Source organism: Ewingella sp. S1.OA.A_B6 (assembly GCF_049889095.1).
In the GTDB taxonomy this organism is placed as follows: domain Bacteria; phylum Pseudomonadota; class Gammaproteobacteria; order Enterobacterales; family Enterobacteriaceae; genus Ewingella.
In genome coordinates this window covers 987,213-1,001,113 of the sequence record NZ_JBLJFK010000001.1, presented here as the reverse complement: position 1 = coordinate 1,001,113, position 13,901 = coordinate 987,213, and the positions used below count along the sequence as shown (strand labels likewise).

General features: G+C 48.0%; 14 protein-coding genes. 6 read left to right on the top strand and 8 right to left on the bottom strand.

Going from position 1 to position 13,901, the window contains the following annotated elements; translation table 11 throughout:
• Positions 1–3: 3 nt before the first annotated feature.
• Entirely contained in the window at positions 4–1,305 is a 1,302-nt protein-coding gene (locus ACMV8I_RS04830) for a D-amino acid dehydrogenase (protein ID WP_498864053.1), read from the bottom strand.
• 575 nt (positions 1,306–1,880) lie between these two features.
• Between ACMV8I_RS04830 and ACMV8I_RS04825 the strand changes: the two genes are divergently transcribed.
• On the top strand, positions 1,881–3,416 hold the full coding sequence (locus ACMV8I_RS04825; protein WP_498864052.1) for a SpoVR family protein: 1,536 nt from the start codon (positions 1,881–1,883) through the stop codon (positions 3,414–3,416).
• Positions 3,417–3,494: 78 nt separating this feature from the next.
• Here the strand turns inward: ACMV8I_RS04825 and fadR are convergent, their stop codons facing one another.
• Positions 3,495–4,214, bottom strand: a complete 720-nt coding sequence (gene fadR, locus ACMV8I_RS04820) for a fatty acid metabolism transcriptional regulator FadR (protein WP_498864051.1) — start codon at positions 4,212–4,214, stop codon at positions 3,495–3,497.
• Between the two features lie 242 nt (positions 4,215–4,456).
• On the opposite strand from fadR, the gene nhaB reads away from it, so the two are divergent.
• Together nhaB and dsbB are read left to right on the top strand one after the other, a co-directional pair.
• A complete protein-coding gene (gene nhaB / locus ACMV8I_RS04815) occupies positions 4,457–6,031 on the top strand; it encodes a sodium/proton antiporter NhaB (protein WP_498864050.1) in 1,575 nt (524 codons plus the stop codon).
• A gap of 190 nt (positions 6,032–6,221) precedes the next feature.
• On the top strand, positions 6,222–6,752 hold the full coding sequence (gene dsbB / locus ACMV8I_RS04810; RefSeq protein ID WP_498864049.1) for a disulfide bond formation protein DsbB: 531 nt from the start codon (positions 6,222–6,224) through the stop codon (positions 6,750–6,752).
• A 73-nt stretch (positions 6,753–6,825) separates the two neighbouring features.
• On the opposite strand, the gene ACMV8I_RS04805 is transcribed toward dsbB, so the two are convergent.
• The 5 genes from ACMV8I_RS04805 to ACMV8I_RS04785 form a co-directional block, all read right to left on the bottom strand.
• Entirely contained in the window at positions 6,826–7,284 is a 459-nt protein-coding gene (locus ACMV8I_RS04805) for a hypothetical protein (RefSeq protein ID WP_498864048.1), read from the bottom strand.
• 319 nt (positions 7,285–7,603) lie between these two features.
• Entirely contained in the window at positions 7,604–8,053 is a 450-nt protein-coding gene (locus ACMV8I_RS04800) for a YcgN family cysteine cluster protein (RefSeq protein WP_498864047.1), read from the bottom strand.
• A gap of 133 nt (positions 8,054–8,186) precedes the next feature.
• Entirely contained in the window at positions 8,187–8,843 is a 657-nt protein-coding gene (locus ACMV8I_RS04795; protein WP_498864046.1) for a fumarylacetoacetate hydrolase family protein, read from the bottom strand.
• A 22-nt stretch (positions 8,844–8,865) separates the two neighbouring features.
• Positions 8,866–10,050, bottom strand: coding sequence for a lytic murein transglycosylase (locus ACMV8I_RS04790; protein WP_498864045.1), 1,185 nt, complete (start codon positions 10,048–10,050; stop codon positions 8,866–8,868).
• A gap of 120 nt (positions 10,051–10,170) precedes the next feature.
• Positions 10,171–10,443 carry a YcgL domain-containing protein gene (locus ACMV8I_RS04785; RefSeq protein ID WP_498864044.1) on the bottom strand — a complete coding sequence of 91 codons (273 nt, stop codon included), beginning with the start codon at positions 10,441–10,443 and terminating at the stop codon, positions 10,171–10,173.
• Positions 10,444–10,580: 137 nt separating this feature from the next.
• Between ACMV8I_RS04785 and minC the strand changes: the two genes are divergently transcribed.
• Genes minC through minE form a run of 3 tightly spaced genes read left to right on the top strand, consistent with a single transcriptional unit; the run spans position 10,581 to position 12,380 of the window.
• Entirely contained in the window at positions 10,581–11,270 is a 690-nt protein-coding gene (gene minC / locus ACMV8I_RS04780) for a septum site-determining protein MinC (RefSeq protein WP_498864043.1), read from the top strand.
• Positions 11,271–11,294: 24 nt separating this feature from the next.
• The gene (minD, locus tag ACMV8I_RS04775; protein ID WP_498864042.1) at positions 11,295–12,107 is read left to right on the top strand and encodes a septum site-determining protein MinD; all 813 of its coding nucleotides are present in this window, start codon (positions 11,295–11,297) and stop codon (positions 12,105–12,107) included.
• A 3-nt stretch (positions 12,108–12,110) separates the two neighbouring features.
• Positions 12,111–12,380, top strand: a complete 270-nt coding sequence (gene minE, locus ACMV8I_RS04770) for a cell division topological specificity factor MinE (RefSeq protein ID WP_188471480.1) — start codon at positions 12,111–12,113, stop codon at positions 12,378–12,380.
• A gap of 344 nt (positions 12,381–12,724) precedes the next feature.
• Here the strand turns inward: minE and rnd are convergent, their stop codons facing one another.
• The gene (rnd, locus tag ACMV8I_RS04765) at positions 12,725–13,846 is read right to left on the bottom strand and encodes a ribonuclease D (RefSeq protein ID WP_498864041.1); all 1,122 of its coding nucleotides are present in this window, start codon (positions 13,844–13,846) and stop codon (positions 12,725–12,727) included.
• Between the last annotated feature and the right edge of the window lie 55 nt (positions 13,847–13,901).

The window sequence follows — 13,901 nt, the reverse complement described above, 5'->3', positions numbered from 1 at the left end:
TTTTTACCCTACCGGATGCATCTTATGAACAGTAGGATGGGTTGCCGCAAAGTCCGCACTGTAACGTTCAACGGCCAGATCATCAGCAGGGATCGCCGGTGTGACACCTGACATAATGTCTGCCAACAGCTGACCGGAGCCGCATGCCATGGTCCAGCCCAGCGTACCGTGGCCGGTGTTGAGGAAAAGATTTTTGATCCGAGTTTTGCCAACAATCGGCGTACCGTCTGGCGTCATCGGCCGTAGCCCGGTCCAAAAAGTGGCCTGTTCAATATTCCCACCGTGCGGATAAAGATTCCGCACCACCATTTCCAGCGTCTCACGCCGCGCTTTGGCTAACTGGGTATTGAATCCGACGATTTCAGCCATTCCGCCCACACGAATCCTATCATCAAAACGAGTAATAGCGATTTTGTAAGTCTCGTCGAGTACGGTGGAATATGGCGCAGAAGCGGGATCGGTTATAGGGATCGTCAGCGAATAGCCTTTCAGCGGATACACCGGAATGGATATCAAATCGGCCAGTAACGATGTGGAATAGGAACCAAAGGCCACCACATAAGCATCACCCTTCACGACCTCAGCACCGCACTGCACGCCGGTTACCTGCCCATTGTCGACCAATAACTTATCTACGCGGCGGTTGAATTGGAAGACAACCCCTGCCTGACGCGCCATTTCTGCCAGTTGACGAGTAAACAGCTGACAGTCACCGGTTTCGTCGTTAGGCAAGCGCAACCCTCCCGTCAGCTTGTGGGTAACCTTTGCCAGCGCAGGTTCGACGGTCGCTAGGTGGTTAGCTTCAAGCAACTGGTAAGGCACGCCAGCTTCCTGCAAAACAGCAATATCTTTAGACGCGCTTTCAAACTGCTGCGCAGTACGGAACAGCTGCAATGTGCCACCCTGTCGCCCTTCGTACTGAATGCCAGTATCTTCGCGTAATGCTTTCAAACAGTCGCGACTGTATTCAGCCAGTCTGACCATTCGGCTTTTGTTGGTTTGGTAGTGATCCATATTGCAGTTGCGCAGCATTTGATACATCCATTGCAACTGGAAGCGACTGCCATCAAGGCGTATAGCCAAGGGGGCATGGCGCTGAAACATCCATTTAATGGCCTTCAGTGGAACACCAGGAGCCGCCCACGGCGCGGCATAGCCAGGGGAGATTTGTCCGGCATTGCCTGCGCTAGTTTCTTCCGCAGGTCCGGCCTGCCTGTCGATTACGGTGACCTGATGACCGGCCTTCGCCAGATACCAGGCACTGGCGACACCGACGACGCCACTGCCCAAAATTACCACGCGCATACTCAGCTCCAGTTAAAGGCAATATAAAGCATAATATTCTGTGACCAAGAAACTAACCTGATGGTGAAAAACCGCCAACATCAACAGCTATAACCGTGAGGTATTTCACAATTATTTATCCTTGATCTGAAGCTATTTTTCAATAGCTGCTTAAAAATAACAATTAAGCGCAATATTCAACCTCTCATAGCGTGAAATTAAGATGACGACTGCGGTAGTCATCATGGGTTACTGCTCAGCATTAGTGTTTAACCTCTCGATTATTTCGTTATTTAACTCTGCAATACTCACCATTTATCAGAATATTATTCTAATAAAATGATATTGACTGATATCTGCGCATTTAAGGTTAATGCATTGACTGTTTGGCACCCGAGGAGAATGATGGTTCTACCCTTTTCGCCCGACTGCCCCCTTTTACCGCGGTGCGAAAAGCTAAAAAAGCCCGTGACTTCAAACTGATCCTGCATAACCTCTGGATTGAGCTACGATTATCTAGGGGCGCGCAAATGAGTAAGGAACAGTTCTGAATTAGACACGCAGCTGCGTCCGTAACTGAATGAAGGTGGCGGCTTATGACGACAAAGACCCAGGAACATAATACTGAAGATAAATGCCTGAGCGATGAACCGGACTGGACGTTTGAGTTATTGCAGACTTACCTCGAGGAAATTGATCGGGTCGCGAAGTCATACCGGCTTGAAACCTATCCGCACCAAATTGAAGTCATTACTTCCGAACAAATGATGGATGCCTATTCCAGCATCGGTATGCCGATAAATTATACGCACTGGTCTTTCGGCAAGAAGTTTATCGAAACTGAGCAGCGCTATAAGCACGGTCAGCAAGGGTTGGCGTATGAGATTGTCATCAACTCTAACCCCTGTATTGCCTATCTGATGGAAGAAAATACCATGACCATGCAGGCTTTGGTGATGGCGCACGCCTGTTACGGGCATAACTCTTTCTTTAAGAACAACTATTTGTTCCGCAGCTGGACCGATGCGAGTTCAATTGTGGATTACCTGCTCTTTGCCCGTCGCTACATTAGCCAGTGCGAAGAACGTTATGGTGTTGAAGAAGTGGAGCGATTGCTCGACTCATGCCATGCCCTGATGAACTACGGCGTTGACCGTTACAAAAGACCGCAGAAAATTTCACTGCTGGAAGAGAAGGCCAGGCAGGAAAGCCGCGAGACCTATCTGCAAAGCCAGGTAAACTCACTGTGGAAAACGCTGCCACGCAAAGACAACGTGGATGCACCGGAACAAATTCGCCGTTTTCCATCCGAGCCGCAGGAAAATATCCTCTATTTTATGGAAAAAAATGCGCCGCTTCTGGAGTCATGGCAGCGAGAAACCCTGCGTATTGTACGAAAAATCAGCCAATATTTTTATCCACAAAAACAGACACAGGTCATGAACGAAGGCTGGGCAACCTTCTGGCATTACACCATCCTTAATCATCTGTACGACGAAGGAAAAGTGTCAGAGAAATTCATCCTGGAATTCCTCCACAGCCATACCAACGTGATCTTCCAGCCGCCATACAACAGCCCTTATTATAATGGAATAAACCCTTATGCACTGGGGTTTGCCATGTTCCAGGACATTAAGCGTATCTGTCAGTCACCGACAGACGAAGATCGTTACTGGTTCCCGGACATCGCCGGATCCGACTGGCTGGATACGCTGCATTTTGCTATGCGCGATTTCAAGGATGAGAGCTTTATCAGCCAGTTCCTGTCACCGAAAGTTATGCGTGACTTCAAACTTTTCACCGTACTCGACGATGATCACAATAATTATCTGGAAATCGCGGCAATTCATAATGAAGAAGGTTACCGGGCGATCCGCCAAGAGTTATCAGCTCAGTACAATCTGAGCGATCATGAACCTAACATTCAGGTCTGGAATGTGGATTTGCGTGGTGATCGTTCTCTGACGCTGCGTTACATCCCGCAGGACCGCGCTCCGCTTGACAAGAGTTGTCGGGAAGTGATGAAACACATTCATCGCCTGTGGGGCTTTGATTTATTCATGGAGCAGTTAAATGAAGACGGTGGCGTAGAATTACTGGAACGTTGCCCACCTCGCCCGACACCGCTGTGATTTTAAGCGGTCGGTTATGTCCACAAAAAGGGCGCATTGCGCCCTTTCCTTTCTAAATCCAACGGAGTGCCTGAATGACTAACGTTTTTTGTCAGTCAGATCGCCAGGCATCGCGCTTTGCATACTGTGCCAGATTTCACCACTCTGACGGCCATAATCACGTACGCAATCAACAATTTGATCATGGCTCTTTTCATCGCAAATGCGAGATAGTTTCTGATAAAAAGCAATCGCCAGTTTACGAGCCTCAGGGTTGGAGAAATAATAACGACCAACGCGGGTATATAAGCCACGTAATCCGTTAATAATCAGACCGTAAATTGGGTTGCCTGAAGCAAAAGCAAGACCACGAAATATCCCGTAATCTAACTCGTTAAAGGCTTCAGAGCTATCAGAGACTCCCTGCGCTTTTGCAAGAACCTGCTGTGTCTCTTCTGGATTACGTCGCATCGCTTTGCGAATAAAAATGGTGGCAATATTGGTTCTGACAGAAAGAAGATCATCGATGAGTTGCGGCACGCTGTCGTGATCCAGACGAGCCAAGGTTTCCAGAATACTCAGCCCCGATGTTTCCCAGAAATTATTGACTTTGGTCGGTTTTCCATGCTGAATCGTCAGCCAGCCATCGCGTGCAAGCCTCTGTAAAACCTCACGTAATGTGGTGCGTGTTACGCCAATTAATTCTGAAAGTTCGCGTTCAGCAGGTAGAATAGTTCCCGGCGCAAAGCGGTTGTTCCAAATACTTTCAATGATGTACTCTTCGGCGAAACCGGCAGGACTTTGTGCCTTAATAACCATGTTTTTTACGTTCCGTTTAGGACTTTTTATAAGCGATGTATTTCGGCTCATCATACCAGACGAAAATCTCATGTTATAGCGCCCTTTCGGTACTTATGTTGAAACTGTGCATAGCTTGGCACTATCTTCCTTTAACTAAGCAGTTCCAGAACAATTTATTCATTTCACTCGCCTTCGACGGTTGAATTGACTAGCCTATAAGCTTGATTTCTTTGTATTACATTCAGGAGAGCGATAACAGCATGGATATGACTTTTAGACGCGCATTCGTCAAAAACTTCCTTGGCCAATCACCGGTTTGGTATAAGTTGACGATCATAGCCTTTCTTATTATTAATCCTTTAATCTATTTTCTGGTCAACCCTTTCCTGGCGGGCTGGCTGTTAGTCGTGGAGTTCATTTTCACCCTGGGTATGGCACTCAAATGTTACCCATTACAGCCCGGCGGGCTGCTGGCCATTGAAGCCGTGATGATTGGCATGACCAGTGCTGAGCGCATTCGCGAAGAGATCGCGTCGAATCTTGAAGTGCTCTTGCTATTGATTTTCATGGTCGCTGGCATCTATTTCATGAAGCAGTTGCTACTGTTTGTCTTCACAAAGTTATTGCTGAACATTCGTAGCAAAATCATCCTTTCACTCTCTTTCTGCCTGGCCGCCGCGTTTCTTTCCGCATTTCTGGATGCACTGACGGTGATCGCCGTGGTGATCAGTGTCTCTGTCGGCTTCTATTCTATTTACCACCGCGTATCGTCCAACAGTGACGAACAAAGCGATGTGAACGATGACAGCCGATTTGCCGAAGATCAGCATCATGCCACGCTGGAACAGTTCCGCGCTTTCCTGCGTAGCCTGATGATGCATGCCGGGGTTGGGACCGCACTTGGTGGTGTGATGACCATGGTTGGCGAGCCGCAAAATCTGATCATCGCTAAATCAGCAGGCTGGCAATTTGCAGATTTCTTCATCCGCATGTCGCCCGTTTCCGTACCTGTTTTCTTCTGCGGGCTGCTGGTCTGCTTTCTGGTAGAGCGCTTTAGCGTGTTTGGTTACGGCGCACAATTACCCCAGCCGGTGTTTGATATTCTGAAAGAATATGACCAGCAAAACAGCAAAAAACGCGATAAACAAGAGCGTATTAAACTGTTTGTACAAGCCGTTATTGGCGTATGGCTGATCGCTGCGCTGGCTTTCCATTTGGCCGAAGTAGGACTTATCGGTTTGTCGGTCATTATCTTTGCCACTGCCCTATGTGGTGTGACAGATGAGCATGCCATCGGTAAAGCTTTCCAGGAGGCGCTGCCGTTTACCGCATTATTAACGGTGTTCTTTGCCATCGTCGCGGTGATCATTGAACAACACTTATTTACCCCGATTATTCATTTCGTACTACAAGCTAAGCCTGACGACCAGCTTTCTCTGTTTTATCTGTTTAACGGCCTGCTCTCTTCGGTTTCTGATAATGTCTTCGTCGGTACGGTATATATCAACGAAGCGAAGGCGGCGTTGCAAAATGGCGTTATTTCTGTGCAACAGTTTGAACTGTTGGCCGTTGCTATCAATACCGGCACAAACTTACCCTCTGTTGCCACACCCAACGGTCAGGCTGCGTTCCTGTTCCTGCTGACGTCATCTCTCGCACCACTTATTCGCCTTTCGTATGGTCGCATGGTGTGGATGGCACTGCCTTACACTGTCGTTATGACCCTGGCTGGCTTATTTTGTGTTCAATACTTATTGCCTGATATGACTGCATGGTTCAGCGCGATGCACTGGATATCTTTGCCCAATCTTAACGAAGTGATCCCCACTCATTGATAGCCTTGTACAGGGCTTTAGAATGACTGGATGCAGTAACGCGCTGGATTAAATGCAACCGCTTTACACCGGTACTGATGAGTGCGGTTTATGCACTATTTTTGACTGAATTTGAAATCAACGGGCTGGCAGCAGTGATAAATTGGTTTACACTGCTTGCCAGTAGCTTACCGCATGGAAAAAACAAACTATGTTGCAATATCTTAATCGCTGCTCGCAAGGGCGCGGTGCTTGGCTTCTGATGACATTAACCGCCCTGGTTCTTGAACTCGTTGCTCTTTATTTTCAGCATGTCATGTTATTAAAACCTTGTGTCATGTGCATTTATGAACGTTGTGCACTGTTTGGCATTATGGGCGCTGGTATTGTGGGTGCGATTGCTCCCAAAACGGGATTACGTTATGCAGGCATTCTGATTTGGATCTACAGTGCGTATGAAGGGATACGTCTGTCATGGGAACACACCATGATCCAACTGCATCCGTCCCCTTTCGCCACCTGTGATTTTGCAGCGCGTTTCCCTAGTTGGTTACCGCTGGATAAATGGTTGCCGTCGGTGTTTGTTGCTTCTGGGGATTGTGCTGAAAAACAGTGGCAATTCCTGAGCCTCGGAATGCCACAGTGGTTAGTGGTGATATTTAGCGTATTTATGCTAATTGGCTTGCTGGCATTGATTGCCCAGTTTGTTAAGCCTAAACGTCGCGATTTGTTTAGTCGTTAAGATAAACAGTATTTTAAAAGATTGGAAACGAAAGAGGCGCCTGAAACGGCGCCTCTTTTACATACGTTGAATCTTACTTTGTACGCCACAGACGCAGTTGACCATACCATCCACTGTCAGTTTCATATTCTTGTCGAGTACCATTAACATCAATAACGGCAGAGGCAGAACGGCCGGTCATCGTACAGGCAGGACTAACCCTGATATTCCGCTGGCCGTTAATCAGGCGCAGATCGACATATTCGTTGAATTGAAGGGCTGCAACCAGTTTGCCATCCACACGGACATACAGCGGGCAGGTTCTCTCAAAAGGCACCAGAGTCCACTGATCCATCCGGTGAAGCCGGACGATAGTTTTACCCTGCATGGCTTTATCTTGATCAATGTTGTTCTGCTCTGGGCTCTGCGTTTTGTTGGTCTGGCTTTCAGTCACTACAGCAGCATTAAGGACTTGCGGGGCTGGCTGATACGGATTCTTACCCGAACAACCGACCGCCAACAACACAGCCAGCGCCATAAACGTTCTTTTCATTGTAGTTTTCCTGAATTGACGAACCCATTGGTACACAGATATTTGATGCGGAAATGATAGCAGCGGGAGAAACTAAGGCAATACATCATATACAGAATGCCGACTTTTCGTCTTTTTCAGAAAAACAAAACCACTTCATACAGGCTCATAAGCCTGACAAAATTGTGCCGTAGGGCAACAAAATGAAAAACACGGCACTCTCATGGTTTTAATTGTTTACTAATTCCATAGCTTTAGACATAATCGCCGTCCACTTCATGTAGCAATGATTGGTAGGCCTCGAGTGTTTTATATACTCGGGGCCTTTTCGTTTCTGCGGTTACTTAGCCCAGCTTGGTTTATTCATAATGTGGTCCTGCCAATCTTCGACATCATCTTCACGCACGGCGATATAGCGGACTGAAATCCGTTCGGTATGCATCGCGGATTTGGACGACTTATTCAGCAATGGGTGCCAAGGCAGTAATGGATTTCCCTCACCAATCAGACGATACGCGCAAGTTGGCGGCAACCAGTCAAAAGTGGTTAGATTCTCACGAGTCAGCTTGATGCAATCTTCTTCCAGAGTGAAACGACGGTCATAATTTCGGCATTGGCAGGACTTAATATTCAGCTGATTGCAGGCTACGTTGGTGAAATAAATTTCGTCCGTATCTTCGTCAATCAACTTATGTAAGCAGCATTGCCCGCAACCATCGCACAACGCTTCCCACTCTTCGTCTGTCATCTCAGACAGTTTTTTTTGCTGCCAAAAATTGGGTTCAGTCATGGTGGCATCCGGGTTTAGTAAAATAAGGGGGCTTATATAAACACTTTAGTGCAGAGATGCAAGTAAAGCTGCCCGAAAATATTCAGGACAGCTTTTTCTATTGACCTATTTGCGTGCAGCAGGTCAGAAAGGATCAAATAACGCGGGTAGTCACACTTTTGCCATTGACCGAGGCCTGAATTGTATCACCAACGGCCATAGGGCCCACGCCCTGTGGTGTCCCCGTAAGAATGATATCTCCGGCGCGCAGCGTAAAGAAACGGCTCATGTAGGCGATCAACGGCAGAATTTTGGTCAACATGTCCCGGCTGTTTCCACTCTGGCGAACTTCACCATTGACGATTAGCTGCAACTCAGCGGACTGGGCATCACCGAACTCGCTGACAGGAATGAAACCGCTGATCGGACAGGAACCGTCAAAACCTTTGGCTTTTTCCCACGGCTGGCCGGCCTTTTTAAACCCCGCCTGCAGGTCGCGTAATGTCAAATCCAGTGCCAAAGCGTAACCGGCGATGGCGTTAGCTACCCGATCTTCACTGGCCTGCTTAAGCGGAGTGCCGATCAAGATAGCCAGCTCAACCTCATGATGAACTGACCCCAGACTGGTTGGGATCACAATAGGTTGACGAATGTCACACAGTGCCGTTTCAGGTTTGATAAACAAAACCGGTTCAGCAGCTACCTGACTGCCCATCTCTTTAATGTGGTCAGCGTAATTACTGCCGACACACACTACTTTATTCACCGGAAAATCAAGCAGCGCACCGTTCCAATCTCTGTGTTGATACATGGAAAACTCCTAAAAATGTCAGTCATCCACCGAAGGGGTTTTTGCCCACCGGAGCCAAAGGTGCCTGAGTGGCAGGTGCAGCAGGCTCAACCTGCTTCAGGGGCTCGGTCGGTACGGGCGCCTCTGCCTGAACCTGCTCTGCCACAATAGCATCAGCCATCATACCGATGCTCAGCGCGAAATAGGTCGAACGATTCCAGTGCATTATGGTGCGGAAATTATCATAGACCAGGAACGCACGCCCCTGGAGATCATCAGGAGTGATTATCCAGGCACGGGTGGCTGTTGATGTCAGCTTGCTACCCTCTTTCTGCGTCACGCCCTTTTGCTGCCAAAAGCTTGCCGTATGCATCTGGTTGTTTTTCAAACCAGCCAGATTGGCATCAAAACCTGCAGGCAATTTCACTTCCTGGCCCCAGGTCTGATCCCCTTTCCACCCCTCGGTCGAAAGATAATTGGCGGTAGAAGCGAAGACATCATGGGTGTTTTTCCAGATATCTATCTTACCGTCACCGTCACCATCAGCACCGTAGTTCAGATAGGAGGTCGGCATAAACTGTGACTGGCCCATCGCACCCGCCCACGAGCCTTGCATCATTTCACTGGTAGCATGGCCGGAATCGACAATTTTCAGAGCAGCCATGAACTCTTTGGTAAAGAAGGCTTCACGACGACCTTCAAAGGCCAGCGTCGCCAGCGCGGAGAAAACATCTTCCTTACCCTGTATCTTGCCGAAGTTACTCTCCATGGCCCACAACGCAACGATATATTGTGGTTGCACGCCATAGCGATCGCTGGCCTGCGTCAGGGCAGCCAGGTTGGCTTGATACTGAGTTCTGCCCTCGGCGATTTTACGTTCCGTTAGAACGCGCGCCAGGTAGTCGTCAAGCGTCGTTTTATTCTCCAACTGGTTACGGTCTGAGTTAATCACCCGATCGATAAAATGAATATTGGCGAAAGCGCTGTCGATAGTCTGCTGGCTAATACCTTGCTGACGGGCCTGAGTTTTAAGTTGATCGACATATCCCGGAAACTCAGCAGGATCGCGCCCCTGCTGAGCCAGCGTAGTTTTAGTGACATTTTCGGTGGCCGGTGCCTGCACCGTTGTCGCCACGGTGGTGGTCTGAGTTTCATTGGCTACGCTTTCCTTTACACAACCGCTCAGGATTACGCTAGTCACTAAAACGGCCAATATCGACAATTTCATCACTTTGTTCCTTATTATCTCTATGACTCTGGGTTTTCATCAACCTGAAGGAGCGCAGAGATGAATGCAAGACGACAGCTCCGAATTTACAAAAACACACCAATAACGAGCACCTTCGGTTTATTTTTCACCGTTTTGAAGGTGCATATTCAATAAACTTTCCATCGGCGGCGGCACTTGCAAATAATAACCTTGTTCTTCGAGGGACTGTTTTACTTTCTCAATATCTGCAATCGCTAATTTTTCTCGTTGACCGAGGTTTATCACCATTGAGAACTGCGGCTTGCCAAAACCTTGCATTAATTCTTCAGGAACGCGCGAGAAATCGTCTTTTTTTTCGACATACAGGTAAGTCTGATCACGTTTGTTACTTCTATAGATGGCACAAAGCATTTTTTTAACTCTACTTTATTGAAACGGCGGCTTGCCTAGATATAACTGTAACTATAACATGCTTATCGTACATCGGAATATCGCCCCCCGAGTTGTATTCTGGGGATTAAAAAGTTGCTGAGACTGAGTCAGGATAGATGTCACAATCGCCAATAGAACTAAAAGGCAGCAGTTTCACCTTATCGGTTGTTCATTTACATAGTTCACAACCCGAGGTTATTCATCAGGCATTGCAGGACAAAGTGGAGCAAGCCCCTGCTTTCCTCAAAAATGCCCCTGTTGTTATCAACGTCGCGGCGCTCACAGGCGAAGCGAACTGGAAAGACATTCAACAGGCTGTCTCTTCTGCTGGTTTTCGCGTTGTTGGTATCAGTGGTTGCAAAGATGAACGTCAGAAACGCGCCATCTCCCGCACCGGTTTACCGTTGCTGAATGAAGGCCGCGCCCAGCGTATCGCCGCAGAGGCGCCGGTACCCGTTGTGCCAGACAATGCGCCAGCGAAAACCCGGATCATCAGCACGCCAGTCCGCTCTGGCCAACAGATTTATGCCCGTAACAGCGATCTCATTGTTACAAGTAGCGTGAGCGCCGGTGCGGAACTTATTGCCGATGGTAACATCCATATTTATGGCATGATGCGTGGCCGTGCACTCGCTGGAGCCGCTGGGGATGCAAATTGCCAGATTTTTTGCACGCACCTCGGAGCTGAGCTAGTCTCAATCGCAGGGCAGTACTGGTTGAGTGATCAAATCCCGTCCGACTATTCCGGACAGGCGGCACGCCTCAGCCTGTTGAATAACGTGTTAACCATACAACCTTTAAACTAAGCCCTTTTGACAAGGAATCCTTTCATGGCACGCATTATAGTTGTTACATCGGGTAAAGGAGGCGTTGGCAAAACCACTTCAAGCGCAGCCATTGCTACCGGTTTAGCTCAAAAAGGCAAGAAAACCGTGGTCATCGATTTTGACATCGGTTTGCGTAATCTTGACTTGATCATGGGCTGTGAGCGCCGAGTTGTTTATGATTTCGTCAACGTGATCCAGGGTGATGCCACGCTTAATCAGGCACTTATCAAAGATAAACGCACTGATAATCTGTTTATTCTACCTGCTTCACAGACGCGTGACAAAGACGCATTGACCCACGCAGGCGTAGAAAAAATCCTCAACGACCTGAATGATATGGGATTCGATTTCGTGGTCTGTGACTCACCAGCGGGTATCGAAACCGGCGCGCTGATGGCGTTGTATTTCGCTGATGAAGCGGTGATCACCACCAACCCTGAAGTCTCCTCAGTTCGTGACTCTGACCGCATCTTGGGCATTTTGTCATCAAAATCCCGCCGTGCGGAAAAAGGTTTAGAGCCAATTAAAGAACACCTGCTTCTTACCCGTTATAATCCGGGCCGCGTTAGCCGCGGGGACATGCTCAGTATGGAAGATGTCCTTGAAATTCTTCGCATTCCGTTATTGGGTGTGATCCCTGAAGATCAGTCTGTACTGCGTGCGTCCAACCAGGGCGAGCCGGTTATTCTGGATCAGGAATCCGATGCGGGTAAAGCGTATGATGACACCGTCAGCCGTCTGCTTGGTGAAGAACGTGCGTTCCGTTTTATTGAAGAAGAGAAGAAGAGTTTCCTGAAACGCCTTTTTGGGGGATAAACCATGGCCTTGTTAGATTTCTTTCTGTCCCGCAAAAAGCCGACAGCCAATATAGCCAAGGAACGGCTACAAATCATCGTAGCAGAGCGTCGCAGGGGGGACAGTGAACCGTCCTATTTACCCGAACTCAAGCGCGATATTCTTGCGGTGATTTGTAAATACATCAAGATTGACCCCGAAATGCTCCAGGTGCAGTTCGAGCAAAAAGGTGATGATATTTCGGTACTTGAACTTAATGTGACATTACCGGAATCAGAAGAAACACCTAAATGACAGCACTAGAACCGTTGTGTTTGAAGGTGTTTTATTCAATATAGTAGCCCCCTGACCTTCAGGGGGTAACTGTATAGATATACAACACTCGCATATCTATCGCTCTTCCTGCATTTATTCCTTTACTACTATTTCTAACCGGCTAATAGCGCAAAAAAACCTTTGAGACTCATCCCATTTCCTGTCGTCAAGATCATAATATACTGTTAAAATTGCCCTAATCGGTGAACATTTTCGCAGTAATATTTGATGCTCAATTAAATAAAAAACAAATAAAAAAGGCAGACCATTATCTGCCCTTCTGATTATTTCTCGTTATTTCCGTGTAAAATCCTGACTGAATTTTAATACTCGTTTAATATTTCACTTAATTTATCGGCCAGCAGTTTTCCTCGCCATCCGCTTATAAGTTCTGGTTGATGATCTTTGGTTGTTAGTTTCCAATGCCAACTTAACAACCGGTTAATTTGGCGACGTGACGCCAATAATTCTACGCTAAGCTTGCTCTCTTCACTGACAGTCTGGATCAGCGCCTTAATATCCTTAAACACCTTGCGATAACCTGGTTGATCAATCAGGTTTGACAGAGGTTCAGGCAGTTCGCTCTCATCCATTTCATTGGCTTCAGCCACCAATGCAACCAGTGTACGTCCATGGTAACGGATCTCCGGGCCACTCAAGCCCAGAGCTTCAAGCTCACCGAGCGATGTTGGTTGATAACGTGCAACTTGCCAGAGGTTCTCTTCGCGAACCACGAAGTTTACGGCCAGATCACGTTGGCGGGCCTGCGTTAACCTCCAGGATGCCAGCTTCTGCAAACAGGCTAATTGTCGTGGGCGCAACTGGAAGGCATTGGTGATTTCCACATAAGCCTGCTCAGGTTGCAGAACCTCAGCACGGCGGCGACACAGTGCCAGGCATTCGTCCAAAGCTGCGTCCATCCAACCTGCTTCTTCGGTTTCATGCATCAATTGCGTAGCCAGAGGCAACAAATACCAGACATCTGCGGCGGCATACACACATTGTTTTTCGCTAAGCGGACGGGCGATCCAGTCAGTGCGTGATTCGCTTTTATCCAGCTCAACGCCCGTTGTTTCCTGAACCAAACGGGCAAAGCCACAGGATAAAGGTCGACCACTGAAGGCGGCCAGAATTTGGGTGTCAATTAATGGAACGGGCAACACGCCAAAGGCATTAAGAAACACTTCGAGATCTTCGCTGCCGGCGTGGAGGAACTTCACCACATCCGGATTGGTCAGCAGATCGATAAAGGGCTGCCAGGCCGTGATCGGCAACGGGTCAATCAGAGTGAGTGTTTCACCATCAAATAATTGGATCAGTCCCAACTGCGGGTAGTACGTGCGGGTTCTGACAAATTCGGTATCAAGTGCAATATGACTGTGTGCCTGCGCCTGAAGGCAAACTTGCTCCAGCGCGTCATTGGTGGTGATTAACTGATAGTTCAAACTTTAGTTCTCTTCAGAATATACCCGTCATTCTGTTTGAATGAACTGGATATCA

Coding starts and splice junctions, on each gene's coding strand:
- ACMV8I_RS04830 (WP_498864053.1), bottom strand. CDS start 1,305: ATGCGCGTGGTAATTTTGGGCAGTGGCGTCGTCGGTGTCGCCAGTGCC.
- ACMV8I_RS04825 (WP_498864052.1), top strand. CDS start 1,881: ATGACGACAAAGACCCAGGAACATAATACTGAAGATAAATGCCTGAGC.
- fadR (WP_498864051.1), bottom strand. CDS start 4,214: ATGGTTATTAAGGCACAAAGTCCTGCCGGTTTCGCCGAAGAGTACATC.
- nhaB (WP_498864050.1), top strand. CDS start 4,457: ATGGATATGACTTTTAGACGCGCATTCGTCAAAAACTTCCTTGGCCAA.
- dsbB (WP_498864049.1), top strand. CDS start 6,222: ATGTTGCAATATCTTAATCGCTGCTCGCAAGGGCGCGGTGCTTGGCTT.
- ACMV8I_RS04805 (WP_498864048.1), bottom strand. CDS start 7,284: ATGAAAAGAACGTTTATGGCGCTGGCTGTGTTGTTGGCGGTCGGTTGT.
- ACMV8I_RS04800 (WP_498864047.1), bottom strand. CDS start 8,053: ATGACTGAACCCAATTTTTGGCAGCAAAAAAAACTGTCTGAGATGACA.
- ACMV8I_RS04795 (WP_498864046.1), bottom strand. CDS start 8,843: ATGTATCAACACAGAGATTGGAACGGTGCGCTGCTTGATTTTCCGGTG.
- ACMV8I_RS04790 (WP_498864045.1), bottom strand. CDS start 10,050: ATGAAATTGTCGATATTGGCCGTTTTAGTGACTAGCGTAATCCTGAGC.
- ACMV8I_RS04785 (WP_498864044.1), bottom strand. CDS start 10,443: ATGCTTTGTGCCATCTATAGAAGTAACAAACGTGATCAGACTTACCTG.
- minC (WP_498864043.1), top strand. CDS start 10,581: ATGTCACAATCGCCAATAGAACTAAAAGGCAGCAGTTTCACCTTATCG.
- minD (WP_498864042.1), top strand. CDS start 11,295: ATGGCACGCATTATAGTTGTTACATCGGGTAAAGGAGGCGTTGGCAAA.
- minE (WP_188471480.1), top strand. CDS start 12,111: ATGGCCTTGTTAGATTTCTTTCTGTCCCGCAAAAAGCCGACAGCCAAT.